Consider the following 24,314-nt stretch of genomic DNA (forward strand, 5'->3'; position numbering starts at 1 on the left):
TCGCATCAGGCGGCCGGATGCGGCGCGTGAGGTGCTTCGGCTAAAGATCCTGGCCGTTTTGTCCGATCATATAGGGAGAAGGGTCGGCAATTGGTGGAGATCCGGTCCCGCAGAGGGTTGTTGGCGAACCCTCTGCGGGACGGGCACGAGCACATGACCATAGGGAGCTGGCGGTGCTGAAGGTCAACAACCCGGACTTGGACCTGCAAAGAAGAGGACACGTCCTCGCCGTCATACTGGTGGGGTTGGCGCTCGCCGCGGCTTTCGTGTCGGTGATCAACCTGGCCCAGGGGCAGTACCAGTACAACGCGTACAACGGCGCAGCGCTCCTGCTTATCGGCTCCTTGTACACGCTCAACCGCCTGGGCTACGTGCGCCTCGCCAGCCTGCTAACGGTCGCGTGTATGGCTTTCGGGCCGTTCCTCGCTTTCAACGAGCCCGACATGAGAACGGCCTACAGCATGCTGGTCGTTCCCCTGATAACGGCCAGCTTCCTGCTGACCCCGTGGGGAAGCTTCGTGGTCGCCGCTTCCGTCATCGCCGTTAGCGCGTGGATCGGGTTGTTCTCGGAGACCTTTTATTTCCCCCTGATCACCTTGCCCGTCATCGCCGGGCTCTCTTACCTCTTCGCGGATAGCCTGGATCGCGCGTACGTCAAGAACAGGCATATCGCATTGCACGACTCGCTCACGGATATGCCCAACCGCACCATGTTTCTGGACAAGCTGCACGGTGCCACGGCGCGCGCCGAGCGGGCGGGCAACATGGTCGCCGTGCTCTTCCTGGATCTCGACGATTTCAAGCGCGTCAACGACAGCCTCGGGCACAAGACGGGCGACGACCTCTTGATCCAGGTGGGGCAGCGTCTCCAGAGCACGCTGCGGGTCGGAGACACCGCCGCGCGGCTGGGCGGCGACGAGTTCACCGTGCTGTTGGAGGGCATCGAGGAGGGCGAGGAATCGGCGCGGGTGGCGCACAGGGTTAGGGAGCGTCTGGAGTCTCCGTTCGTGGTGGGAGGCGGGCACGAGGTCGTCGTGAAGGCGAGCGTGGGGATCGCCATGAGCGCGAACACGACGATCTCGGCGGGCGATCTCTTGCGAAACGCGAACGTTGCCATGTACAAGGCCAAGAAGGGTAAGCTCGGGTACGCCCTGTACGATCCGAGCATGCACGCCGAGGTTCTGGAGCGCCTGCGGCTGGAGAACGACATGCGCCGAGCCCTCGAAGAAGAAGAGTTCGAGGTGCATTACCAGCCCAAGGTCCAGCTGACGACCGGTGCGATGACGGGTGTGGAGGCGCTCGTGCGCTGGCGGCATCCGGAACGAGGCATGATCTCCCCGGGCCAGTTTATCCCGCTCGCCGAGGACACGGGTCTGATCGTACCCATAGGCATGTGGGTCTTGGAGACTGCCTGCCGTCAGGCCAAGGAGTGGGAGGCGCTTCACCCGGATTCGCCGCCCCTGATGATGGCGGTGAACCTTTCGGCGAGGCAGTTCCGGCACCCGAGCTTGATGGAGGACATCCTCGCGGCGTTGCAGAGGAGCGGGCTGGAGCCCCACAAGCTGCAGCTCGAGGTGACGGAGAGCGTCGTCATGGATAACAGCGAGCACGCCATCGGCGTTCTCAGGGAGCTGCGCAAGCTCGGGGTGAAGAGCGCCATGGACGACTTCGGAACGGGCTACTCATCCCTCGGGTACTTGAAGACGCTCCCGCTGAGCAACCTGAAGGTCGACCGCTCTTTCGTGAAGGGGTTGGGCGACAACGCCGAGGACTCGGCGATCGTGCGTCTCGTGGTGGACCTGGCCCACACCCTGGGGCTGAAGGTCACGGCCGAGGGCGTCGAGACCGCTGAGCAGGTGGCGCACCTCAAGGAGATGGGCTGCGACCTCGGCCAGGGCTTCTACTTCTCCCGTCCCCTGGCGAGCGAGGCGATGACCGAGCTGCTGGAGGCGGGCGTCCCCTTGTCCGGCACGGTTTAGAGGCTCCTGCCCGTCTCCCGCTGTAGGGGCAGCACGGGCGCCTCGGTCTCCGCAGCGTCGTGCGGTCGGGTGAGATCTTCTATCTTCTCCGCGAGAAACGCCGCGTCGCGGTGCACCCAGCCCAGGTGGCCGGATCCGCACTGGTACAGCCAGTCCAGGCCCAAGAAGTACAAACCGGGACTCTCGGTGACGCCGCGCTCGTGTACGGGAACTCCCGCCTCGTCGAAGACGGGCGCGTCCACCCAGGAGTAATCCTCTCTGTACCCGGTGGCCCAAACGACGCTTGCAACGTCGAAGCTGCGAGCCCCCTCGAGGATCACCGTCGCCCCGTCGGCGCGTAGCGTCCGGCCGAGGACCTCGATCCCGTGCTCGCGCCTGAACCGGGACACCTTGACGCCGATCAAGGGTACCTCCGTACGGCTCATCCATCTTCCGATGCGGCTATCCACGGAGACGTCCATCACGCCGATCTTGTGCATCCACCAGTTCAGGTCGCGCCCCAGGAACCTCTGCGGCGCGTACGGCACTTTTCTCCCCACGGATAGGTAGACCTTCCGGCTCCGCGACAACTCCCTCGCGATGTGTACGCCGGAGTTGCCGGCCCCTACCACGAGCGCGGCGCCGGGCGGGAGGGCCTCGGGGTTGCGGTACTCGGAGGAGTGTATCTGGAAGACTTGCGGGCCCAGCTCCGCCGCGATGGGCGGCACGTAGGGGCGGTGGAAGGCTCCGGTGGAGATGACGACCTGCCCTGCCTCGTAGGTGGTCGAGTCCGTCCGCACGAGGTAGCCCGAGGACTTCTTCTCGACGGCCCTCACGCGCGAGCGCAGGCGCACGGGCAGCTCGAACGCCCTCGCGTACGACTCGAGGTAGTCGGCGACCTCGTCCTTGGTGGGGTAGGTGTCCGGGGGGGCGGGGAACGGGAGGCCCGGGAGGCCGTTGTACTGCGAGGGCGTGAACAACCGTAGGGAGTCGAAGCGCGTGCGCCAGGAGTGTCCGACGGCGGGGGCGCCGTCGAGGATCACGAAGTTAAATCCTCGCCGCTTGAGGTAGTACCCGAGCGCCAGCCCGGCCTGCCCGCCACCCACGACGACCACGTCTACAGGCCCAACGGCTTGCAAAACATCACCCCACGATCTCCGGTGCCGCCCATAATATGCCACCCATCCGGCCCGCCCATTGTATTGCGTCCTACGCCGGAGCGCGGGGAGGGGTCGTTCAGCCCTTCGGCCTGGTGACGAGCTTACCGTAGGTCTTGCGGCTCCCGAGGAGGCCGAGGGCGTCGGGCAGGTTCTCGAACGGGACGGTGTCGTAGATCAGGGGGTCTATCCCCCGGAGGCGTAGAGCCCGACGAGAGCCTCGTGGTTCTCGGCCACTACCGCCGGCATGACCTTGTTGTAGAGGCCCCAGTGGAGGCCGACGACGGAGTAGTTTTTGACGAGGGCGTGGTTTGCGGGGCCTCGGGGATCCTGCCGGAGGCGAAGCCGACGACGAGGAGGCGCCCTCGAAGGCGACGCACCTGCGGGAGCGGTCGAAGACGTCGCCGCCCACGGGGTCGAAGATCACGTCGGCCCCGCGCCCGCCGGTCGCCTCCTTCACGGCGTCGACGAAGTCGTCCTCTCTGTAATCCAGCGAGAGCTCCGCCCCCAGGTCCTCGCAGACCCTGACCTTCTCGGGGCCGCCGGACGTGGAGATCACGCGCGCCCCCGCCGCCCTCGCGACCTGGATGGCGGCCGAGCCCACGCCCCCGGCGCCGGCGTGCACGAGCACGGTCTCCCCCTCCGCGAGGCCTGCCCTGCGATGGAGGCCCATGTACGCGGTCTGGTACACGATGTGCATCGCCGCCGCCTTCTCGTAGGGCATGTTCTCGGGGACGGGGAAGACGCCGCCCTCGGCCGGGGCGACGACCTTCTCGGCGAAGCCGCCGTCGGGGAGGGGCGGGGTGGCGAGCACCCTCGTGCCCGGGGCGAGGGCGACCCCCTCGCCGGCCCCGGCCACCGTTCCGGCGACCTCGGCGCCCGGGGTGAACGGGGGCTCCGGGCGCTCCTGGTACTTGCCCTGGCAGAGGAGGATGTCGAAGAAGTTGAGCGCCGCCGCCTCGACCTCGACGACGACCTCGCCGGGGCCGGGCTTCGGCTCCTCGACCTCCTCGAGCCTCAGGGCGTCCTTCGGGTCTCCCAGCTCGTGTACCCTCCAAGCGCGCATGCCCCGCTCCTCCCGTTCTCGGCGGACGAGGCCCGAGCTTAACACCGCCCGATGCCCGGCACCAAGCCGCGTTCTGGCGCCTCTCGGGGAGGGCTGGTAAGCTCCCGGGCGTACTTCTGCGGACATATTTTGGGGAGGACGGGAGATGCTAAGGGTGAGGGATGCCATGAGCAGGGAGGTCGTCGCGATCGGGCCGGACGCCGGGGTCGGTGAGGCCTGGGGCCTGTGCCGCGAGCGGGGGATACGGCACCTGCCGGTGGTGGAGGGCGAGAAGCTCGTCGGCATCGTCTCGGACAGGGACCTCAGGGACGTCAGCCCGCCGCGCGACACGCGCGACGAGGAGAACACCCTGGGGTACGTCCGCGTCCGGGAGATCATGAGCACGGACGTCGTCACGGTGCATCCCCTGGACACCATCGAGCACGCCGCGCGCACGATCTACGAGAAGAACTTCAACGGCCTCCCCGTCGTCGCCGACGGCGAGCTGGCGGGCATCATCACCTCGACGGACCTCGTGCGCATCCTCGTCGACCTCACCGGGGCCGGGAGCGAGGGCAGCTGGATCGAGGTGGAGGTCCCGAACGAGCCGGGGACGCTCGCCGGGATCACGGACGAGCTCCGCAACCGCCAGGTGAACATCGCGGGCATCTTCCTCGGCCCCGCCGGCCGCGAGACGTACCGCTCCATCGTCCTCAGGCTCGAGACCACCGACCCCTCGAGCATCGCAGAGACCCTCGAAGGCGCCGGGTACACCGTCACCACCACGGAGTCCACGGCCCCTCAGGACCGCAACGTAGAGCGCCGGTAGCGGGGAAGGGGACGGTGCTCCCGTCCCCCGGTTCCTCTAGGCGAAGAGCCCCTCGCCCGCGCCGGGCTTGAGGCTGCCGCTCTCGTCGAGGTAGTCGCGCCAGGAGCGCTTCGGGCTGTAGCCGAGCATCTTCTCGGCCTTGGCGATGGAGATGCCGGAGGCGTCCTCGCGGGGGAGCGGGGTCTTCAGCTCGACCTTGTCCCCGTAGTACTCGCGCACGATCTCCTCGAACGGCCGGCCGCCGACGTTGTCCGGGGAGGCGATGTAGAAGACCTCGTGGCCCGGCAGGTCGGACTCGGCGGCGAGGACTATGGCGTCGGCGAGGTCGTAGACGTCGATGTAGCTCCAGAAGTTGGGGGAGAGGACGCCAGCGTCGCGGACCTGCGGCCCGAGGTTGCGCTCGTAGTTGCCCTCGTGCTGCACCCAGGAGGGGCGGATGGAGATGCAGCGGATGTCGCTCCTCGTGATCGCGCCGTCCATCAGGAGCTCGCCGAAGTACTTGGCGGTCGCGTAGGGGTCCTGGGGCTTTATGGGGTGCTCCTCGTCTACGGGCACGTAGTCCGGGAGGAACGGGCGCTCGGGGAAGAAGAAGCCGGGCACGGTCTCGCTGGAGATGTTGACGTAGCGCGGCACCCCGAGCCGGATCGCCGCCTCCAGCGTGTTGAAGACGCCCATGAGGTTGTTGTGGAAGACGACGTGGGGCGGGTTGTGGGTCGGCTCCGGCAGCGCGGCGGCGTGGACGACGGCGTCCATCCCGTTCACCACGGCGTAGGCGTCGCCCGCGTCGGTGAGGTCGGCCTGTATGTATTCGGGGTCTGAATCCTCCGGGCGCTCGAAGACGGGCGGGATGAGGTCCGTCGCCCTCACCTCGTGCCCCTTCGCCTGGAGCGCCGCCACCGCCGCCCTGCCGACCTTGCCCGCGGATCCCGTCACCAGTACACGCAAGAAAATCCCTCCCACGATAGACAACACCGGCGATGGTACTACGGGAGGGACGCTGTTTCGCCCGCGAGAACGCAGGGTAAGCAGCCCTTCATGCGAGTAGTAGTCATCGGCGCCACGGGTAATATCGGAACGAGCGTCCTGCGCGCGCTCTCGAACGAGGATCGGGTCGACTCCGTACTCGGCGTGGCGCGGCGTCGGCCGGGCTTACGCATGGAGAAGGTCGAGTGGGCGACGGCGGACATCTCCCGGGACGACCTCGTCCCGGTCGTAAGGGGGGCGGACGCCGTCGTGCTCCTCGCTTGGCTCATACAGCCCTCCCGCGACCTCAACAAGCTGTGGATGGTGAACGTCGAGGGGAGCATGAGGGCGGCGCGGGCCGTCGCCGAGGCCGGGGTTCCGGCGCTCCTCTACGCCTCCTCGGTCGGGGCTTACTCGCCGGGGCCGAAGGACCGCGCCGTCGACGAGAGCTGGCCGACGGGCGGCACCCCGACCTCGTACTACGCCCGGGAGAAGGCCGAGGTCGAGCGGAGGCTGGACCGCTTCGAGGTCGAGCACCCGGGGGTGCGCGTCGTGAGGATGCGCCAGGCGCTCACGTTCAAGAGCGAGGCGGCGGAGGGGCAGCGGCGCCTCTTCGCAGGGCCGTTCTTCCCGGCGTTCGTCGCCCGTCCGGAGCTTATAAACCTCGTCCCGGCGATCCAGGGTCTGCGCGGTCAGGTGGTCCACTCCTTCGACGTGGGGGAGGCCTACCGGCTCGCGCTCCTGAACGAAGAGGCCCGGGGGGCCTACAACCTCGCCACGGAGCCCGTCGTCGACCCCGCGGAGCTCTCGCGCATCTTCGGCGCGCGGCCGGTGCCGGTGCCCGTGCAGCTCGCCCGGGCCGCCGCCCGCGTAAGCTGGCAGCTCAGGCTCCAGCCGGTGCCCGAGGGCTGGCTGGACCTCGCGCTGAACATCCCCGTCATGGACACGACGCGCGCCCGGACCGGGCTCGGCTGGACGCCGCGGTACGGCGCGGGGGAGACGCTGCTCGACGAGCTGAAGGGGATGAGGGAGGGCGCGGGGCTGGACACGCCGCCGCTCTCCCCGAAGACGAGCGGTCCTTTCAGGATCCGGGAGATATTGACGGGCGTGGGGAGGAGGGAGCCATGAAGGCACTGGTCTGGCACGGCAAGGAAGACGTGCGGGTGGACAACGTGCCTGACCCGGTCATCCGGCAGCCGACCGACGCGATCGTTCGCATAACCTCGACCGCGATCTGCGGCTCCGACCTCCACCTCTACAGCAAGCTCACCCCGATCATGCGCGAGGGCGACATCATCGGACACGAGCCGATGGGCATCGTCGAGGAGGTGGGCCGCGACGTCACGCACATAAAGCCCGGCGACCGGGTCGTGGTCCCGTTCAACATCTCGTGCGGCCACTGCTACTTCTGCGACCAGAGCCTCTTCTCGCAGTGCGAGACCACGCGCGATACCGGCAAGCTCGCCCAGACCGTCAACCTGCTCGGGCGCGGCCGGGGGGCCTCCCTCTTCGGCTACACGCACGTCTACGGGGCCGTCCCCGGCGGGCAAGCCGAGTACCTGCGCGTGCCGCAGGCCCACTTCGGTCCCATAAAGGTCCCCGAGGAGGCCCAGGACGCCCCCGACGAGCGCTTCCTGTACCTCTCCGACGTGCTGCCGACCTCGTGGCAGGCCGTCGCCTACGCCGACGTGCCCCGGGGCGGGACGCTCGCGATCTGGGGCTTAGGTCCCATCGGGCAGATGTGCGCCAGGATCGCGCTGCACCAGGGGGCCGGGCGCGTCATCGGGGTGGACAGGGTGCCGGAACGGCTCACGCTCGCGGCGAAGTACGGTGTGGAGACCGTCGACTTCTCGGCGGTCGACGACCCGGCGAGGCTCGTCGTGGAGATGACCGGCGGACGTGGGGCGGACTCGGTGATAGACGCGGTCGGCATGGAGGCGGCGGGCTCGTGGTACGACTCCGTCCTCCAAACCACCAAGATACAGCTCGACAAGCGGCGCGCCCTGCGCGACTGCATGGCCGCCGTCAGGCGCGGCGGGACGCTCTCTCTGAGCGGCGTCTACACCGGTCCTATCCAGATGTTCCCCCTGGGCGACCTCTTCGACATGCAGGTGCAGGTCCGCATGGGCCAGGCCAACGTCTGGCGCTGGGTCCCCGAGATCATGCCGCTCCTCGGCGACGACGACCCCCTTGGTACCGAGGACCTCAAGACCCACACCATGGCCCTGGACGACGCCCCTCTGGGCTACGAGATCTTCCAGAAGAAGCAGGACGGCGCCATCAAGTGCGTCCTGAAGCCGTCGTAGCCGGCCTAAAGGTCCCCGAACGGATCTCACCTCAGGAACAGCCACAGGGCGGCGAGGACCCCGTACGCGACGATGCCGCCCCTGAGCGCCCGGTCGCTCACGCGCTGGGCGAGGCGCGCTCCCACCCTTCCCCCCGCGAGGGAGGCGGCGCCGATGACGGCCGCGGCGGTCCAGTCGACGGGCGTAAGCAGGGCGAAGCCGAGGGCGGCGGCCCCTCCGATCACGAGCTGTAGCGCCGCCTTGAGGGCGTTGAGGCGTTGCAGCGTATCCTCGAAGAACAGGCCGAGGAGGGCGAGGACGGCGACGCCTAGAGCCGCCGAGAAGTAGCCGCCGTAGACCCCGGCGAGCGCCATACCGCCGATCGCCCCGGGGCCGGGCCTCTCCCGCAGGCCCGAGCGCTTGCCCAGCCGGCGCCCGATCACCGGCTGGAGGGCCAGGAGCGCGCAGGCGGCGAGGACGAGGAAGGGCACGATCCCCTCGAAGGCGGATTCGGAGCTCGCCAGGATCAGGGCGACCCCGGCGAGGCCGCCGACGGCGCTGGCGAGGGCGAGCGGGAGCACCCTGCGCCCCTGACCCCTCAGCCCCGCGCGGTAGCCGATGGCGCCCGTCACGTACCCCGGGAAGACGGCGACGTTGTTCGTGACGTTGGCGATCAACGGCGAGTACCCCACGGCTATGAGCGCGGGGAAGGTGATCAGAGAGCCCCCGCCCGCCGCGGCGTTCAACGCCCCCGCCACGAATCCGGCCACCGCGAGCAACACGGCGGCCCCGAGGCTCAGGTCCAAGGCGTACCGTCGTCTCTCCCCGCGCCCCTCAAGGGTTCAACTGCTGCCATCGCTCGTAGACCGCGAGGCCGGCCTCGTCCGGCTCGTGCCGCATGGGGAGCCGGCGCTCGGGCCAGGGTTTCGGGTACTCGTCGTAGAAGGTCTCTAGCTCGAAGTACCTCCCGTCGTCCTTGTAGTACCTGGCGTAACTGTCGCGCTCCGTGACGAAGACCACCCTGTCGGGGCTCGCGTAGTAGAGGGCGCCGAGGCACATGGGGCACGGGTGGGCGAGGACGTAGATCTCGCAGCCCGCGAGGCTCTCGGTACCGAGCTTCGTGCAAGCCTCCCTGATCGCGACGATCTCGGCGTGCGCGGTTGGGTCGTGCGTTTGTACGACGAGGTTCGGGCTCTCGGCGACGAGCTCGCCGCTCCGCAGGATCACGCACGCGAACGGCTTCCCGCCGCCCTCCACGTTCTCCATCGCCAGCTCGATCGTCCGCTTTATCGGGTCCAAGCCGGCCCACGCTCCCCCTCCGTGCTCCGTCTCCTCACGCGCGACGCCCCGGCCCTACCCTCCATCCACCGCTCCGATCGCCGCCCGCCAGAACTCGTCCCTCTCGCCGGGGACGAACGGCAGGTAGAGGGCCACGCGGTCGACGAGGCCCTCGTAGCGCTCCTTGAGGGCCGGCCCTACCCCGTCCGGCGGGGCCTCGACGGCGAAGGTGTGGAGCATCTCGTCGGTGATGAGGTTCGGCATCTCGTCCCACTTGCCGTCCCTGGCGAGACCGCCGAGGCGGTCGCCGACCTCGCCCCAGCCGTGGACGTCGAGGACGGTCCGGTAGGTGGGGGTGGAGGCGTAGAACGCGGCCTGGGCGCGCATCTTCTCCCGCTGCTCCGCCATGGCCTCCTCCGTCTCGCCGGTGACGACGAAGACGCTCGTCGCCAGCTCGACCTCCCGCGCGTCGCGGCCCTCCCCGGAGGCGCCCTCCTCCACGGCCGGCACGACGACCCGCCTGACGTACTCGGGGGTGTGGAAGGGGTGGACGTGGAAGCCGTCGCAGAGCTCACCGGCGAGGCGCGCCAGGCGCGTGTTCACGCCCGCGATGTAGACCGGGATCTCGGGATGCTCTATCGGCCCCGGGTTGAAGAACGGCGTCATGAGGGTGTGCTTGTAGAACTCGCCCTCGTATTTCAGCCTCCCCTCCGTCTGGAAAGACTCCCAGATCGCGCGGAGCGCCCTGATGTAGTCCGCAAGCCTGGAGGCGGGCTTGTCCCAGGGCATGGAGAAGCGGCGGGTGATGTGCGCCTTGACCTGGGTGCCGAGGCCGAGGATGAACCGTCCCTCCGAGATGTCCTGGAGGTCCCACGCGAGCTGCGCCGTCACCATCGGGGAGCGGGAGAACGCGATGGCGACGGAGTTTCCAAGGGAGAGGCCGCTCGTGGCGCCGGCCGCGACCGCGAGCGGGAGAAAGGAGTCGTGCTTCGTCTCGCTCGTCCACAGGCCCCCGAAGCCCAGGTCTTCTGCGGCGCGGGCGACCTCCGTAATGCCGCGCAGGTGCTTGCCGTCGACGGGGAGGCCGGCGTCTAGCTTCATCGTTTCCCCCTTACGGCAGCAGGATCAGCTTGCCGGTGGTCTTGCGGCCCTCGAGGTCGCGGTGGGCCTGGTCCGTCTCGGAGAGCTTGTAGGAGCCGCCGATGCGCACTGAGAGGTTGTTCTGCCCGATCCAGGTGAACAAGCTCTCGGCCCGCCACACGAGCTCCTCGCGCGTCGCGGTGTAGTGGGCGAGGGAGGGCCGGGTTACGAAGAGCCCGCCCTTCTGGTTGAGGACCTGCAGGTCCACCGGCGGGACGGGCCCGCTGGAGGCGCCGAAGAGGACGAGGTAGCCGCGCGGTTTCAGGGCGTCGAGGCTCCCGTCGAAGGTGGTCTTGCCGACGGAGTCGTAGACGACGTCGACCCCCTCGCCGTCCGTCAGGCGCCGCGTCTCCTCCGTGAAGTCCTTCTCGGTGTACAGGATGACCTCGTCCGCCCCCGCCCCGCGGGCGAGCTCGGCCTTCTCCTCCGTGGAGACGGTCCCGATGACCCTCGCCCCCCGCATCTTGGCGAGCTGGCAGAGCAGGAGCCCCACGCCCCCGGCGGCGGCGTGGACGAGCGCGGTCTGCCCCTCCTGCAGCGGGAACGTGCTGTGCGTGAGGTAGTGGGCCGTCATGCCCTGCAGCATGATCGCCGCCGCCACCCGGGCCTCGACGTAGGTCACGTTGAACGGCACGAGCTTGTCGACGGGGCGACGACGTACTCCGCATACGCCCCGGCACCATCGCGAAAGCGACGAAGTCCCCCTCGGAGAGCTCCTCGACCCCCTCGCCGACGGCCTCGACCTCGCCGGCGCCCTCGCGGCCCAGGGTGCGCGGCAGGTCGCCCGGGTAGAGCCCCGTCCTGTCGTAGACGTCGATGTAGTTCACCCCGCTCGCGGCCAGTCTGACGCGTGCCTCGCCGGGGCCCGGCTCCGGGACGGGGACGTCCTCGTAGCTCAATACCTCCGGACCCCCGAACTCGTTTATCCTGATCGCCTTCAAGCGCCACCCCCTGGAAAATCCGACCTTCCCTGACCTGTCGGGACATTGTAGCGGGGGAGCGAACGCCCCGGGCGCGACCTTTTGTAACCGCTTGATTGGAGTAGAATGCCGCGTATGGAGCAGATGGTGGTGGACAACCGCTACGCGCTGGTCCGGGCGCTCGGGAGTGGGGGGATGGCGAAGGTCTACCTCGCCCACGACGAGGTCCTGGGCCGCGACGTGGCGCTCAAGATGCTGCGCGGGGCCTACGCCGAGGACGGGGAGTTCGTCGAGCGCTTCAAGCGCGAGGCGCAGGCCGCAGCCCGGCTCTCGCACCCCAACATCGTCGCCGTCTACGACCGGGGCCGCGCCGAGGACGGCTCGTACTACATCGCGATGGAGTACGTCCCCGGCGGGACGCTGAAGGACAGGATCGTGCGCGACGGCGCCCTGGCGCCCGGGGTCGCGGCCGGGGTGGCCGAGCAGATCGCCGACGCGCTCTCGGCGGCGCACGAGGAGGGCGTGATCCACCGCGACATCAAGCCGCAGAACGCCCTGGTGACGCGCACCGGCGACGTGAAGGTGACGGACTTCGGCATCGCCCGAGCCGCCGCCAGCCCGTCGGTCACCGCGACGAGCGTGGTCCTCGGCACCGCCGCCTACATGTCCCCGGAGCAGGCCCAGGGCAAGACGGTCGGGCCGCAGAGCGACCTGTACTCCCTCGGCGTGGTCTTGTACGAGATGCTCACCGGCGCGCTCCCGTTCGAGGCGGAGAACCCCGTGGCCGTCTCCTTGAAGCACGTCAACGACCCGGCGCCCTCGCCGCGCGAGGCGAACCCCGAGGTCCCCGAGGCCCTCGACGCGATCACGCTGAGGCTCCTCGCCAAGGACCCGAACGACCGCTACCCGAGCGCCTCCGCCCTCGCCGACGACCTCTCGCGCATACAATCCGGCCTCGCCCCGACCGTCGTGGAGGCCGAGAAGACGAAGCTCTTGTCCGCGCCTCTCGCGCCGCTGCCGCGGGACCGGGGGCGCACGGCGAAGACGGCCGTGGCACCCCCGCGTCCCGCCCCCCAGACCGAGAACAGGAGGCGCGGGGGCGGCCTCCTCCGCCTCCTGGCCCCGCTGCTCGTCGGCGTCGCGCTCCTCGCCGGGATCGCCTACGCCCTGACCGCCGGAGACAACGCGAACACGAACTCCGGCAACGAACAGCCCGCCGCACAAGCACCGAGCGTGCAGGTCCCGGACGTGCGCGGCCAGACCGAGGAGGCGGCGACCCAGACGCTGCAGGCGGCGGGCTTCGGGGTGGAGGCCGAGCGCGAGGAGAGCACCTGGGAGCAGTTCGATACGGTCGTGGACCAGTCGCCCTCGCCCGGCGAGAGCGTGGGGGAGAACGAGACCATCACCCTTACCGTCGGCAACGGCCCCGATGAGGTCGTGGTCCCGGATCTCGTCCTCGCTTCGGAGGCGGCGGCGACCCTCGAGTTCGAGGGGCTCGCGCTCGGGAGCGTCGAGGAGGTCTCGAGCGACTTCGTCCCCGCGGGACAGGTGATAGAGACGAACCCGGCGGAGGGGACCGAGGTCGACAGGGATACGGTCGTGGACATCGTCGTCAGCACCGGCCCGGCCACCGTCGCCGCGCCGAGCCAGCCCGTTCCCCCCGACGGCTCGGTACAGGGGGGCAGCAGGACGCGGGCGGAGGGCAGGTCCAGCCCGGCAACGGGGCAACGGAGGCGGGGGCAACGGCGGCGTCCCCGGCTTGAACGGTCAGATCCCCGGCGTGAACAACGGCAACGGTGGCAACGGTGATGGTGACGGCGGCGGGGGTAACGGCGGTGGAGACGGCGAAGAGGGGGAGAGGACTAGGGGAGCGCCACCGGCTCGTACGGCGGCATCGGGCCCCGGTCGGGTTCGCGTCGTCGCCTACGATCCGCGCTGGCCCGGGCTTTTCGAGCTCGAACGGGACCGCTTGGAGGCGGCCCTGGGAGAGCGGGCCGGGGCCATCGAGCACGTGGGCGGCACGGCCGTACCGGGGCTCGACGCCAAGCCGATCGTGGACCTCATGCTGGGCCTGGAGAGCCTCGAAGACGGCGCTCGTTGCGCCCGTTTGTTCGAGGGCGTCGGCTACGAGCAACGGGGCGAGGCGGGCGTGCCGGGCAGAATCTTCTTGAGAAAGTTCACTCCGTATCGCTACCACCTCAGCCTGGCGCCGGCCGGAGGCGAGTTCTGGGAGTGCCACCTGCTCTTTCGGGACTACCTGAGAACGCACCCGGCGACCGCCAGGGAGTACGCTCGGCTCAAGCACGAGCTCGCGGGCCGCTACCGCTACGACCGCGAGGCCTACACGGAGGCCAAGGCGGGCTTCGTCGAGGCGGTGGTCCGGCGCGCCAAGGCGGCGCGAGAACGGGGCGCGTAGAGGCGCCGATCCGGCGCGTCGGGCAGGCAAGGCACTCTGCTATATTGCCGGGAGGGCGAGGGTCTCTACAAGGGGGTGGCGCGGCATGGCGACGGTCCGCGAGGCTACGATGGATCTCCTGCGCGAGCTGGGGATGACCACGATCTTCGGCAACCCGGGCTCGACGGAGCTGCCGTTCTTGAGGGATCTGCCCGAGGACTTCCGCTACGTCCTCGGGCTGCAGGAGGCGCCCGTCCTCGGGATGGCCGAGGGGTACGCCAGGGAGACCGGACGCGCGGCGCTCGTCAACCTGCACACGGGGCCCGGCCTGGGCAACGCGATGGGCAACCTCGTGACGGCGTGGCACAACAAGACCCCGCTCGTCGTCACGGCCGGGCAGCAGGACCGGCGGCACATCGCGCTGGAGCCCTTGCTCACCGGCAAGCTCGTCGAGTTGGCGAGGCCCTACGTCAAGCGGAGCCACGAGCCCTACCGGGCCGAGGACGTGCCCCGCGAGCTCCACCGCGCCTACCACACCGCCATGCAGAACCCGCAAGGGCCGGTCTTCGTCTCCATCCCCATGAACGACTGGGACGTCGAGGCGGAGCCCTTCGAGGCGCGCGAGATCTCCCACCGCTCCGCCCCGGACCCCGACGCGCTGGCCGAGGTCGCGGAGATGATTGCCGGGGCGAGGAGGCCCGCGATCGTGGCCGGGCCGGGGATCTCGCGCGCCGGGGCCTTCTACGACGCGGTGGCGCTCGCGGAGAAGGCCCGGGTGGAGGTCTGGGCGGCACCGAACTCCCCGCTGAACGGCTTCCCGGAGGACCACCCGCTCTTCGCCGGTCACCTCGTTCTCGCCCAGAAGAAGCTCGCCGAGACCCTCGCGCCCTACGACCTCGTGCTCGTCCTCGGCGCCCAGGTCTTCCAGTACTACCCGTACTTGCCCGGGCCCGTGGTCGAGGGGGGGACGCGGCTCGTCCAGATCACCGACGACCCCGAGGAGGCGAACGGCGCCGCGGCCGGGACGAGCATCGTCGGGGACGTGGGGCTCGCGATCCGGGGCCTCGTCGAGGCGCTCCCCGAGCCGGACCGGCCGTCGCCCGCCCCGAGGGAGCGACCGTCGGCGCCGGAGGCCTCGACGCCGATGTCCGTGGACTACGTCATGCACGCCCTCGCGGGGGTCCTCCCCGAGGACGCGATGGTCGCGGACGAGTCCGCCTCCAGCAAGCCCCGGCTCCACAAGTACATCCGGCCGGGGAGCCCCGGCGGGTACCTGACCTCGGCGGCCGGCGGCCTCGGGTACTGCCTCCCGGCCGCCGTCGGCCTCAAGCTCGCCAACCCGGGCCGTCCGGTGGTGTGCGTGATCGGGGACGGCTCGGTGATGTACTCGGTGCAGGCGCTCTGGAGCGCGGCCCGGTACGGGGCGGAGATCCTGGTCGTGGTGATCAACAACCGCGGCTACTCCATCCTCAAGGGCTTCCGCGACGCCCTCGGCATCCCCGACACCGTCCCTGGCCTCGACCTCCCCGACCTGGACGTCGTCCGCGTGGCCGAGGGCCTGGGCGTCCCGGGGGAGACGATCGAGAGCCCCGAAGCCCTCGGCGAGGCGCTCGAACGCGGCCTGAACGCGGGCGGGACCCGCCTTCTCAACGTGCTCGTCGACCCGACCGTCCCCAAGCTCCTGAGCTAGGGCGCCCGCCCGTCGAGCGGGCTCTGCCTTATCTGCCCTTCTGCTTGCGGGTCTCCCGGATCGCCTCCGCGTACCCGCTCGTCATCCCCTGGTAGCGATCGGCCTCGTCGTGGGCCTCTCGCCCCCCGGGACCCCTTTCGGCGAAGCGCTTCTTAAGGGCGACGGTGGTGAAGTAGACGCCGCGGTAGTAGGGGACGAGTTGCTCGAGGGTCATCGGCGGTCTCTCGGGCCGGACGGTCGAGGCCTCTGCCTCGTCGGCGGAGAGGCTGACCTCCGGCCGGGCGTCGGGGGCTGCCCCGCGTCACCCTCCAGCCCGTCTAGCGCCTCGAAGATGGGCTCATCCCCGGGCCGGTCGGCGAAGTCGCTCCCCGCGTAGACGTAGCGCGCCGTCCCCGAACGGTCGACGACCAGGATAGCGGGCACCGCGACGCCCTCCCTGTCGTTCCACAGGTCGTAGAGCTTCGAGAGCTCCCCCCTCGCGTCGCTCAGGAGCGCGAAGGGAAGGTCGAGCTTCCGGACCATCTCCCTGTTGTGCACCGGAGGGTCGACGCTGATCCCGGCGATCCTCGCGCCGCGGTCCTCGAACTGCCCGTACTCCCTGGCATAGCTGACCAGCTGCCCGTTGCAGTACGGTCACCAGTCGCCCCGGTAGAAGACCAGAACGATCGGCCCCTCTTCCAGCTCCCTCGCCAGGTTGAAGGGCCTGCCGCGCTCGTCCGGCAGCTCGAAGTTGGGTACCTTCTCCCCGACGGCCGGGGTCGTGCCTAGCTTCTCCGTCACGCGAACCTCCAGATCTCTCGTTCACGGGCAACATACCCCAACCCAAAGTCTGGAATGCATGGCGAGGAGCCAGTACACCCCGCTGGCTCGTTCGTGCTCGCGGAACCGACCTCGACCGGAGGGTCTTCGTAGGACCGACCCGAACGTGGATCGGTGCGTGGCGGAAGCCTCCCGCGGCGGAGGCGTACAGGCGGGCTACGAGAGGCGAGGGGCGTTGCTGCGGCGCGTCTCGCTTTCGGTCGTGAGGGAGACGCGCCGCAAGGCTTCGCGATGCGTCCGTGGTCTGGAACGCCCTAGCGAAGAGCGTGCCACTCGCTCAGAAGCCGCCACCGCCGCCGCCTCCTCCGTCGAAGCCGCCGCCGCCGTCGAAGCCGCCGCCATCGAACCATCCGCCGCCCGAACCGGCTCCGTCGCCCCAGGTGGCGTCGGTCCACGAGTCCGAGGTGGAGAGAGCGCCGCCGAGATCGGGCAGGCCGTCCGGGCTCATGTCCGCGGTCGGTACCACGAAGGGCGCGGGGTATGCGGCGCCGTCTCTCCGCTCCTCCTCGAGGTCTTGCATCTCCCTCAGCTCGGGGTGTAGTGCGTCCATGACCAGCAAGGAGGAGCCGGCGAGTCCGAGAAAGCGGTAGGCGCGTTCCAGATCCCGTTCCATCCACTCGCCGAAGCATTTCTCGCCGAGATCGCGGTTATGTTCGAGCTGCGATCGGGCCGCTTCGCCGGAGCGGGTGATCTCCCAGCGTGTGGCGGGGAAGATCAGGAACCGCCTCCTCTCCCTGCGTTGGTAGAGCCCGCGCCGCTCCAGGGCGGGGAGCACCTCGGCCCTGACGTAGCCGTCGAGCGAGCCGTAGCGCCTGCGCACCGCTCGCGCGAGCTTCGTCACGTGAACGCCGGTGCCCTGGGAGGTCCCGGCGCGGGCCCCGTCGAAGACCTCTTGTATGGAATCCAGGGCTCGTTCGCCCGTCGGGCGCGCCTCGGGTCCGCGGAGCAAGAGACCCTCCTCCCCGCTGGTGAGGACGCGGCGTGCGATCGACTCGAGCACGCCAAGCCTGAAGGCCTCCACCCCCGATCCCTTCGGCCCATCGAGCAGCACGCAAGTCTCGGGGCCGTCGGCCCCCAACGATCCACCTTCGATCCATCGAACGCGGGATCCATCGCTCTCCTCCCCGACACGCCGCCCCGCCACCCACCGCTACCCTACCCGCGGGGGATTGAAGGGCAAGGCCGGATCGGACGCCCCTAGCGGCGGGTGGCCCCGGCGAAGAAGACGACGTTGTGGACCTCGAGCGGGTCGGGGTCGAAGCCGGCGTGGTCGAGGAGGCTCGTGACCTGAGCCTCCTCGAAGAAGCGGATGCCGCCCGTCGAGAGGAAGCGCTGGAGGCGCCGGCCGCGCGGGCTGGCGGCGCGGAGGAGGCCCATGATGGCGATCCGCCCGCCGGGAGCGAGCACCCGGCGCGTCTCCCTGAGCACGCGCGCCGGGTCGCCGAACTCGTTGAGCGACCCGCCGCAGACCGCGCCCGCGAACGCCCCGTCGGCGAAGGGGAGCGCCTCCGCGTCGGCCCGGGCGAGGGAGGGGACCGCGCCGGGACGGAGGGCGCGCGTGCGGCGGGCGGCCTCCTTGAGCATGGAGGGCGAGATGTCGATGCCGAGGACGTCGCCCCGGTCGCCGAGGCTCGCGGCGAGGCCCCGGGAGTAGAGGCCGGCGGAGCAGCCGAGGTCGAGGTAGAGGCCGCCGCGCTCGACCCGGACGAGGTCCCGGATCTTGACCAGCTCCTGCTCGTTCGCGAACTTTCGGCCGGTGAGGAGCGTGAGGGAGCGCCTGCGCCAGAGCGGCTCGTAGGAGCGGCCCGCTCCGGGGAGGAAGTTGGTCAGGTTGGCGACGTTGTCCGCGCCGGTCCTGCGGCCGAGCAGGTCGAGGTAGCCGTCCTTCACGGGGTAGGTCCGGCCCGTCGCCGGGTCGCGCGCGAGGCCGGAGGTGAGGTAGCCGTCCTGCTCCGTGCCCCCGTCCACTCCAGGCCGTCCCCGCCTCCGGGGCGCACGATCCCGAGCAGGGACCGGCGGAACACGCTTAGCCGCGCCCGCCGCGCGGGGTCCTGCGGCCCATGCGCGCGTCGAAGCCGCGCACCGAGTCGACGAAGGCGCCGAACTCCCCGCCGCTCTGCGCAGCACCCCCCAGGGCCGGGTAGGAGCCCTCGTGGAAGACGAGGGGGCCCTTGCGCGCGTCGCCCATGTGCACCGCGACGACGCGCCCGAGGAACAGGGCGTGGTCTCCGCCGGGGTAGACCGTCTCCAGCTCGCACTCGATCGCGGCCATCGCCCCCGCCGCCAGCGGCGCCCCCGTCACGCCGAACCCGCCGCCCAGAGAGTTCACCGCCGGCAGGCCGCTGGAGCGCTCGGGCGACGAGAACAGCCGGCTCAGGCCCTCCTGATCCGCGGCGAGCAGGCTGACGGCGTAGTAGCCCTCTTCCCTGATGCGCGTGTTCAGCCGGGCGTCTTTGTGGACGCTGACCAGGAAGAGGAGCGGGTCGAGGGAGACGGAGAGGACGGCGTTCGCCGTCATCGCCTCCGTGCCCTCGCCGTTCCCCGTCGTCACGACCGAGACGCCGGTCGGGAAGAGCCCCATCGCGGCGCGCAGCGAGGGCGCCTCCGCCGGGCGCGTCTCCCAACCGTACTTCTCCAGGCCCTCTGCTGACGGCAACTCTCCGCCCCTTCCGTACTCGTCGACCGTTGACGCTACTACGCGCCGGGTTCTTTCACAAGGCGCCCGCTCACGCGCAGGCCCTCGGGCCACCAGCGCTCGACGGTCTCCGTGTCCGAGCCGTACCAGCGCCCGGACGGGCCGCCGTACAGGCGGCTGTGGTACACGCCGTCGAGGACCAGCTTCTCCGAGCCCTCCAGAAGGGCGGACGGGACCGGAACCTTGCCGTCGCCCGGGACCCGTCCGTCCTCCACGAACCGCTCGTAGCGCCCGCGCGCCCTGCCGGAGCGCGAGCCGTCCACCGCCGCCCCGGCGACGGAGAGGTAGCGGAGCCCCGACGGGGCGTGCAGGGCGCCCGGGAAGAGCTCGTTCACCCCGGCGATGGGGGCGAGGGGGCCGGCCTCGGGGACGTTGTGCGGGGTGCCCAGGGTTACGAGGTGCGAGACCCTGCGGTGCCCCGAGTAGCGCCGGCCGCCGTAGGGCGGGTCGCCGCCTATGTAGGTCCGGGCGAGGATGCCCCCGGCGGAGAAGCCGACGAGCACCGCCCTGTCCGCCTCGCTGCCCAGGAGCGCCCGATCCACCGTGGTCGCCACCTCGAAGACGATCTGGCCGTACCCGCGGTACCGCGCCAGCCCCCAGTCGAAGGGCGTGATCGGCACGACGCTCACCTCGCGCCCCGAGAGCTCGCCCAGGATCCTCGCCACGCCCCGGTAGCTCGCGGGCCAGGACATGTGCCCGCCCACGATCACGATAGGTCCGTCCGCCATGGGGCGATTATAGCCGTCGGCCCCCGTCACCCGGGAGCTACAGCGCGAAGCTCTCCTTGATCCCGTCGAGGACGAACTGGACGGCGAGGGCGGCGAGCAGGACGCCGAGGACGCGGGCGAGGACGTCGGCCCCGGTCTCCCCGAAGACCTTCAAGACGTGCGGGGCGAGGAGCAGCGAGGTGAGGGTCATCAGGAGCACCACGAGGAGGACGCCCAGGAAGGCGGCGACCTCCAGGGTGCCGCCGCCACCGGTGTAGAGGAGGACGGTGGTCAGCGAGCCGGGGCCGGCGATCAGCGGGACGGCGAGCGGGAAGACGGAGACGTCGTCCGCGCCGCCCTCGTCGGCGAGCTCCTCGCCCTCCTCGCCCGTGCGGCGGACGCCGGAGGGGCGGCCGAAGATCATGTCGAGCGAGAGCAGGAAGAGGAGGGCGCCGCCGGCGATCCTGAACGCGGGAAACCCGATGCCCAAAGCTCCCAGGAGCGTCTGCCCCACGAACGCGAACAGGAACAGGATGGCCGCCCCGAGCATCGTCCCGCGTATCGCGGCTTCGCGCCTGTACCCGGCGGATCTACCCCGGGTGAGGCCGACGAAGATCGGCGCCAGCCCCAACGGGTCCACGACGACGAGGAGGGTGACGAAGGCGTTGAAGACGAACTCGGACACCGCCGGATTATAGGTCCGGTAGAAGCCCGCAGCGCGCCACCTAGGTTTGTTAGGAGAAGCCGCGCACCCGCAGGGTTCAGGGCAGGTCGAGCCGGAGCCGGCCCCCGAGCGGCTCGCGGCGTGGAAGGGTGGCTACCCCCCGGCCGGGGCCTGCGCCGGGCTTCCGGCGATGATCTCGACCGCTCGCGCGACGCCGTCCTCCGCCCGTATCTCGTCCCCCAGCTCGGCGGCGCGACGGCGCATCCCCTCGTCCCCGGTGACGGCGCGGATGGCGGCGGCCAACCCTTCGATCGTGAGCCTTCTCTGCGGCACGGGCCCGGGTCCCGCCCCCGGGGCGTGGACCCGCCTGCCCCAGAAGAGCTGGTCGCCGAAGTTGGACGGGAAGACGGCGGCCGGCTTGCCGGCGCGCAGCCCCTCGGCGGTCGTGCCCGCCCCGCCGTGATGCACCACCGCCGCCGTCTCCGGCGACTGCCCGATGTTGCCGTCGGGCACCGTTCCTTCTACAAGTTGCTCGCGACCGGCCCTGTCGGTCCCGGACCCGCCCGCCAGCTCTCGCGCAGGGAGCGGGCCCTCTCGAACGTGACCTCCCCGATCTCCCCGCGTTCCGCCCCGCCGTAGCTCTCCGAGACGGCGTCGGCGAGCGCCTCGACCACGGCCGGCACGCCTGCTCGGGGCAGGTCTCCGACGCCGCTCGGGCGGAACGGGAGGCCCAGAGCGCCGTAGAAGCGCGTGAGGGCGTGCCGTATCTCCGCCGTCCGCGTCACCAGGACGAGCGCTTCGAGCCTGGCGGCCCGGCGGGTCACGCGCTGGGCGAGGCCCGCCACCTTGAACCCCTCCGGTCCGCCGACCCGGACGGAGTACGCGCCGGGGCAGAACTCGCCCTCGACCTCCCCGGGCTCCGCCTCGACGCCGACCCTCGCAAGCGCGTCCACGACGATCTCGGCGCCCTCCGCGTACCGCTCGTAGAGGCCGTGGCGCATGTCCTCGACCGGGAAGGTGATGGAGAAGGAGATGGAGCCCTCGTTCGCGGCCACCGCCCCGCCGCCCGAGTTTCGGATCAGGACCGGGAAGCCGTCGCCTTCGACGAGCCTCCTGGCCTCGGGGAAGCCCGGCAGGCGCGTCTCCGGCCGCGTGGCCCCTACGTAGCGCGAGGAGCTCCACAGAAGGGTGGTCGCGCCGCGCGAGCCGGCGGCGACCTCCTCGAGGACGGCCTGCTGGAGACCGAAGCCGTCCTCGGGGAGTTTGAGGCTCTCGGCTACCAGAATCCGCACGGTGCTAAGATAGCAGCTTGAAGATTTCGATGGTCCCGGCTCAGAACATCCCCGAAGGAGTCCCGTGCGCGTAGTCGCGCTCGCGGGCGGGGTGGGCGGCGCGAAGCTCGCCGCCGGCCTCGAAGCCGTCCTGGAGCCGGGCGAGCTCGTCGTCGTCACCAACACCGCCGACGACTTCGAGCTGTGGGGCCTGCGCATCTGCCCGGACCTCGACACCGTGATGTACACCCTCGCGGGCCTCGCCAACCCGGAGACCGGCTGGGGCGTGAGGGACGAGTCGTTCGACGCCCTGGCCATGATCTCCCGCTACGGCGAGGACGCCTGGTTCAGGCTCGGCGACCGGGACCTCGCGACCCACGTCCTGCGGACCCAGCGCCTGCGCGCCGGCTCGAGCCTGACGGAGGTGACCGCCGGCCTCGCGGGGGCGCTCGGACTCCGGAGCGCGCTCCTGCCGATGTGCGACGAGCCCGTACGAACGGCGGTGAAGACGCCCGAGGGCCTCCTCGAGTTCCAGGATTACTTTGTCCGCCGGGGCCAACGGGACGAGGTGCTCGGGGTCGAGCTGCGCGGCATCGACGGAGCCCGCGTGCCGGAGGGGGTCGAGGCCGCCCTCGGGGCGGCGGACGCGATCGTCCTGTGCCCCTCGAACCCCGTCGTGAGCATCGGGCCCATACTCGCCGTCCCCGGGATGCAGGAGGTCCTCCTGCGCTCCTCCGCGCCGAAGGTCGCGGTGAGCCCGATCGTTGGCGGGAAGGCGCTCAAGGGGCCGGCGGACGAGATGATGCGCACGCTCGGGCACGAGGTCTCCGCGCTCGGCGTCGCCCGCATGTACGAGGAGCTGGCGACCGGGTTCCTCATCGACCGCTCCGACGCCGGGGAGGGACCGGAGATCGAGGGCCTCGGCATGCGCGTGAAGACCACGGACGCCGTGATGCGCGACGAGGGGGACCGCGCGCGCCTCGCGCGCGAGGTTCTGGAGCTCTGCTCGGACCTGGGCGCGCGTTGAGCCTCTACGCGGTCGTGCCGGTGAAGGACCTCGCCGGGGCGAAGAGCCGGCTCGGCCCGGTGCTCGACCCCAGGGGCAGGGCGACCCTCACGCTGACCATGATGCGAAACGTCCTCTCGGCGCTCCGGGAGGCGGAGGTCGAGCGCGCCTACGTCGTGAGCCCGGACCCCGACGTCCTCGACGCCGCGAGGGCTGCGGGCGCCACACCCCTCCGTCAGCGGAGCCGCGGCATGAACCCGGCCCTCGAGGAGGCCCGCGAGAGGGCCGTCGCCGACGGGGCGACCTCGCTGCTGGTCTTCCCGGCCGACCTCCCGCTCCTCAGGGCGGCGGACGTCGAGGCGGTCGTGGGGGCGGGAGACGGGGGGCGGGGGAGGCTCGCGGCGGTCGCCCCGGACGCCGCCGGGAAGGGGACGAACGGCCTGCTCCTGAGCCCGCCGGACGCGCTCCCGTTCCTCTTCGGCGCGGACAGCTTCGCGGCGCACCTCGGCGCGGCCGGAGAGCGCGGGGTGGAGGCGCGCGTCGTCGAGCGGCCGAACGTCGGCTTCGACCTCGACACCGCGGACGATTTGCGCCGGCTCGCAGAGCCCGCCGTCGCGGCGCAGGGCCGTCCGGGCGAGCTACGGGTGATGCCGGTGCCGGGCTTCCCGGAGGTTCGGAGCGGGGAGGACCTCCCCGGGCTCGTGGCGCGCTCGGTGGGGGACGACCTGCGCGCGGGGGACGTCGTCGTCGTGACGCACAAGGTGATCAGCAAAGCCGAGGGGCGCCTCGTCGACCTGCGGACGATCGAGCCCTCGGCCTTCGCCAAGGGCTTCGGAGCCCGCTGGGAGAAGGACCCCCGCCAGATCGAGGTCGTCCTCAGGGAGTCGAGGCGCATCGTGCGCATGGAGCGCGGCATCATCATCTCGGAGACCCACCACGGCTTCGTCTGCGCGAACGCCGGCGTGGACGCCTCGAACGTCCCCGGCGAGGAGACGGTCTGCCTCCTCCCCCTCGACCCCGACGCCTCCGCCGCCCGCATCCGCGACGCCCTCGTGGCCCGCGCCGGGGCGGACGTCGCCGTGGTCGTCTCCGACTCGTTCGGCCGGCCCTGGCGCAACGGCATCACGGACGTCGCCGTCGGCGTCGCGGGCATGGAGCCCCTGATCGACTACCGGGGAGGTTTCGACCCCCACGGGCACCCCCTCACCGCGAGCATCCTCGCCGTCGCCGACGAGCTCGCCGCCGCCGCCGAGCTCGTGATGGGGAAGACGGACGGCATCCCCGTCGCCGTCGTCCGCGGCTACGCCTACGGCAGGGGCGACGGGTCCGGCAAGGACCTGCTCATGGAGCCCGAGAAGGACATGTTCAGGTAGGCCCGAAAAGGGGCAGAAAAGTCCCCTATCGGGCGGTTTCCTCCGCGCCTCGCAAGGAATTTTCGTAAATCCGACAAAAAATGTCGTATTTCGCGTTGACGCTCCGGGGGGCGTTGCCT

Annotated in this window: 24 protein-coding genes and 1 pseudogene; 9 read left to right on the plus strand and 16 right to left on the minus strand. The window is 70.6% G+C overall.

Translation table 11 applies throughout. The features are described from left to right. Positions 1-173: 173 nt before the first annotated feature. Complete coding sequence (locus GBA65_RS08950; RefSeq protein ID WP_166396278.1) at positions 174-1,979, plus strand: putative bifunctional diguanylate cyclase/phosphodiesterase; 1,806 nt, start codon at positions 174-176, stop codon at positions 1,977-1,979. Here GBA65_RS08950 and GBA65_RS08955 read toward each other — a convergent pair. Continuing rightward, positions 1,976-3,097 (minus strand): flavin-containing monooxygenase, encoded by a 1,122-nt coding sequence (locus tag GBA65_RS08955; RefSeq protein ID WP_166396279.1) that lies wholly within the window; start codon positions 3,095-3,097, stop codon positions 1,976-1,978. The two genes, GBA65_RS08950 and GBA65_RS08955, sit on opposite strands and share 4 nt — an antisense overlap. A gap of 97 nt (positions 3,098-3,194) precedes the next feature. After that, on the minus strand, positions 3,195-4,181 hold the full coding sequence (locus tag GBA65_RS08960; protein WP_207956270.1) for an NADPH:quinone oxidoreductase family protein: 987 nt from the start codon (positions 4,179-4,181) through the stop codon (positions 3,195-3,197). A gap of 145 nt (positions 4,182-4,326) precedes the next feature. Between GBA65_RS08960 and GBA65_RS08965 the strand changes: the two genes are divergently transcribed. Continuing rightward, positions 4,327-4,989, plus strand: coding sequence for a CBS and ACT domain-containing protein (locus tag GBA65_RS08965; RefSeq protein WP_166396280.1), 663 nt, complete (start codon positions 4,327-4,329; stop codon positions 4,987-4,989). Positions 4,990-5,025: 36 nt separating this feature from the next. Here the strand turns inward: GBA65_RS08965 and GBA65_RS08970 are convergent, their stop codons facing one another. Further along, entirely contained in the window at positions 5,026-5,934 is a 909-nt protein-coding gene (locus GBA65_RS08970; RefSeq protein ID WP_166396281.1) for an NAD-dependent epimerase/dehydratase family protein, read from the minus strand. Positions 5,935-6,024: 90 nt separating this feature from the next. Between GBA65_RS08970 and GBA65_RS08975 the strand changes: the two genes are divergently transcribed. Both GBA65_RS08975 and GBA65_RS08980 read left to right on the plus strand, forming a co-directional pair. Next, positions 6,025-7,080, plus strand: coding sequence for an NAD-dependent epimerase/dehydratase family protein (locus GBA65_RS08975; RefSeq protein WP_166396282.1), 1,056 nt, complete (start codon positions 6,025-6,027; stop codon positions 7,078-7,080). After that, on the plus strand, positions 7,077-8,258 hold the full coding sequence (locus GBA65_RS08980; RefSeq protein WP_166396283.1) for a zinc-dependent alcohol dehydrogenase: 1,182 nt from the start codon (positions 7,077-7,079) through the stop codon (positions 8,256-8,258). The genes GBA65_RS08975 and GBA65_RS08980 overlap by 4 nt, the downstream gene beginning before the upstream one ends. Positions 8,259-8,284: 26 nt before the next feature. Here the strand turns inward: GBA65_RS08980 and GBA65_RS08985 are convergent, their stop codons facing one another. From GBA65_RS08985 to GBA65_RS09000, 4 genes and pseudogenes are all read right to left on the minus strand, one after another. Continuing rightward, entirely contained in the window at positions 8,285-9,043 is a 759-nt protein-coding gene (locus GBA65_RS08985; RefSeq protein ID WP_207956271.1) for a sulfite exporter TauE/SafE family protein, read from the minus strand. Between the two features lie 28 nt (positions 9,044-9,071). Further along, entirely contained in the window at positions 9,072-9,536 is a 465-nt protein-coding gene (locus GBA65_RS08990) for a nucleoside deaminase (protein ID WP_166396284.1), read from the minus strand. Between the two features lie 54 nt (positions 9,537-9,590). Beyond that, positions 9,591-10,616, minus strand: coding sequence for an LLM class F420-dependent oxidoreductase (locus GBA65_RS08995; protein ID WP_166396285.1), 1,026 nt, complete (start codon positions 10,614-10,616; stop codon positions 9,591-9,593). Positions 10,617-10,626: 10 nt separating this feature from the next. Then, positions 10,627-11,596 (minus strand): annotated as a pseudogene (locus GBA65_RS09000) (quinone oxidoreductase family protein). A 114-nt stretch (positions 11,597-11,710) separates the two neighbouring features. Between GBA65_RS09000 and pknB the strand changes: the two are divergent. From pknB to mdlC, 3 genes are all read left to right on the plus strand, one after another. Then, positions 11,711-13,384, plus strand: a complete 1,674-nt coding sequence (gene pknB, locus GBA65_RS09005) for a Stk1 family PASTA domain-containing Ser/Thr kinase (RefSeq protein WP_166396286.1) — start codon at positions 11,711-11,713, stop codon at positions 13,382-13,384. Positions 13,385-13,544: 160 nt separating this feature from the next. Then, complete coding sequence (locus tag GBA65_RS09010) at positions 13,545-13,991, plus strand: GrpB family protein (RefSeq protein WP_407691054.1); 447 nt, start codon at positions 13,545-13,547, stop codon at positions 13,989-13,991. An 85-nt stretch (positions 13,992-14,076) separates the two neighbouring features. Then, entirely contained in the window at positions 14,077-15,660 is a 1,584-nt protein-coding gene (gene mdlC, locus GBA65_RS09015) for a benzoylformate decarboxylase (protein ID WP_166396288.1), read from the plus strand. Between the two features lie 28 nt (positions 15,661-15,688). Here mdlC and GBA65_RS09020 read toward each other — a convergent pair whose 3' ends face one another. From GBA65_RS09020 to GBA65_RS09065, 9 genes are all read right to left on the minus strand, one after another. Beyond that, positions 15,689-15,874, minus strand: a complete 186-nt coding sequence (locus GBA65_RS09020) for a hypothetical protein (protein WP_166396289.1) — start codon at positions 15,872-15,874, stop codon at positions 15,689-15,691. Next, entirely contained in the window at positions 15,871-16,440 is a 570-nt protein-coding gene (locus GBA65_RS09025) for a peroxiredoxin family protein (protein WP_228281775.1), read from the minus strand. Before GBA65_RS09025 ends, GBA65_RS09020 begins: the two co-directional genes overlap by 4 nt. A gap of 316 nt (positions 16,441-16,756) precedes the next feature. After that, on the minus strand, positions 16,757-17,557 hold the full coding sequence (locus GBA65_RS23005) for a hypothetical protein (protein WP_207956274.1): 801 nt from the start codon (positions 17,555-17,557) through the stop codon (positions 16,757-16,759). Positions 17,558-17,676: 119 nt separating this feature from the next. After that, entirely contained in the window at positions 17,677-18,447 is a 771-nt protein-coding gene (locus GBA65_RS09040) for a class I SAM-dependent methyltransferase (protein ID WP_166396290.1), read from the minus strand. A gap of 58 nt (positions 18,448-18,505) precedes the next feature. After that, on the minus strand, positions 18,506-19,135 hold the full coding sequence (locus tag GBA65_RS09045; RefSeq protein ID WP_166396291.1) for a flavin reductase family protein: 630 nt from the start codon (positions 19,133-19,135) through the stop codon (positions 18,506-18,508). A 38-nt stretch (positions 19,136-19,173) separates the two neighbouring features. Continuing rightward, positions 19,174-19,902: an esterase/lipase family protein gene (locus GBA65_RS09050; RefSeq protein WP_166396292.1), complete on the minus strand. Its 729-nt coding sequence runs from the start codon at positions 19,900-19,902 to the stop codon at positions 19,174-19,176. Between the two features lie 37 nt (positions 19,903-19,939). Further along, entirely contained in the window at positions 19,940-20,566 is a 627-nt protein-coding gene (locus GBA65_RS09055) for a MarC family protein (RefSeq protein ID WP_166396293.1), read from the minus strand. Between the two features lie 132 nt (positions 20,567-20,698). Beyond that, positions 20,699-21,058 (minus strand): glycosyltransferase, encoded by a 360-nt coding sequence (locus tag GBA65_RS09060; RefSeq protein ID WP_207956275.1) that lies wholly within the window; start codon positions 21,056-21,058, stop codon positions 20,699-20,701. An 8-nt stretch (positions 21,059-21,066) separates the two neighbouring features. Next, complete coding sequence (locus GBA65_RS09065; RefSeq protein ID WP_166396294.1) at positions 21,067-21,837, minus strand: lipoate--protein ligase family protein; 771 nt, start codon at positions 21,835-21,837, stop codon at positions 21,067-21,069. 64 nt (positions 21,838-21,901) lie between these two features. Here GBA65_RS09065 and cofD point away from each other — a divergent pair, with 64 nt between their 5' ends. Beyond that, positions 21,902-22,843, plus strand: coding sequence for a 2-phospho-L-lactate transferase (gene cofD / locus GBA65_RS09070; protein WP_166396295.1), 942 nt, complete (start codon positions 21,902-21,904; stop codon positions 22,841-22,843). Beyond that, on the plus strand, positions 22,840-24,195 hold the full coding sequence (gene cofE, locus GBA65_RS09075; RefSeq protein ID WP_166396296.1) for a coenzyme F420-0:L-glutamate ligase: 1,356 nt from the start codon (positions 22,840-22,842) through the stop codon (positions 24,193-24,195). The genes cofD and cofE overlap by 4 nt, the downstream gene beginning before the upstream one ends. Positions 24,196-24,314 lie beyond the last annotated feature (119 nt).

Source organism: Rubrobacter marinus (assembly GCF_011492965.1).
GTDB lineage: Bacteria > Actinomycetota > Rubrobacteria > Rubrobacterales > Rubrobacteraceae > Rubrobacter_F > Rubrobacter_F marinus.

Excerpts from the sequence above, each read along its gene's own strand:
- GBA65_RS08975 (WP_166396282.1), top strand. The coding sequence starts at position 6,025 with ATGCGAGTAGTAGTCATCGGCGCCACGGGTAATATCGGAACGAGCGTC.
- GBA65_RS08995 (WP_166396285.1), bottom strand. The coding sequence starts at position 10,616 with ATGAAGCTAGACGCCGGCCTCCCCGTCGACGGCAAGCACCTGCGCGGC.
- GBA65_RS08980 (WP_166396283.1), top strand. The coding sequence starts at position 7,077 with ATGAAGGCACTGGTCTGGCACGGCAAGGAAGACGTGCGGGTGGACAAC.
- mdlC (WP_166396288.1), top strand. The coding sequence starts at position 14,077 with ATGGCGACGGTCCGCGAGGCTACGATGGATCTCCTGCGCGAGCTGGGG.
- GBA65_RS08965 (WP_166396280.1), top strand. The coding sequence starts at position 4,327 with ATGCTAAGGGTGAGGGATGCCATGAGCAGGGAGGTCGTCGCGATCGGG.
- GBA65_RS08960 (WP_207956270.1), bottom strand. The coding sequence starts at position 4,181 with ATGCGCGCTTGGAGGGTACACGAGCTGGGAGACCCGAAGGACGCCCTG.
- pknB (WP_166396286.1), top strand. The coding sequence starts at position 11,711 with ATGGAGCAGATGGTGGTGGACAACCGCTACGCGCTGGTCCGGGCGCTC.
- GBA65_RS09020 (WP_166396289.1), bottom strand. The coding sequence starts at position 15,874 with ATGACCCTCGAGCAACTCGTCCCCTACTACCGCGGCGTCTACTTCACC.
- GBA65_RS09050 (WP_166396292.1), bottom strand. The coding sequence starts at position 19,902 with ATGGCGGACGGACCTATCGTGATCGTGGGCGGGCACATGTCCTGGCCC.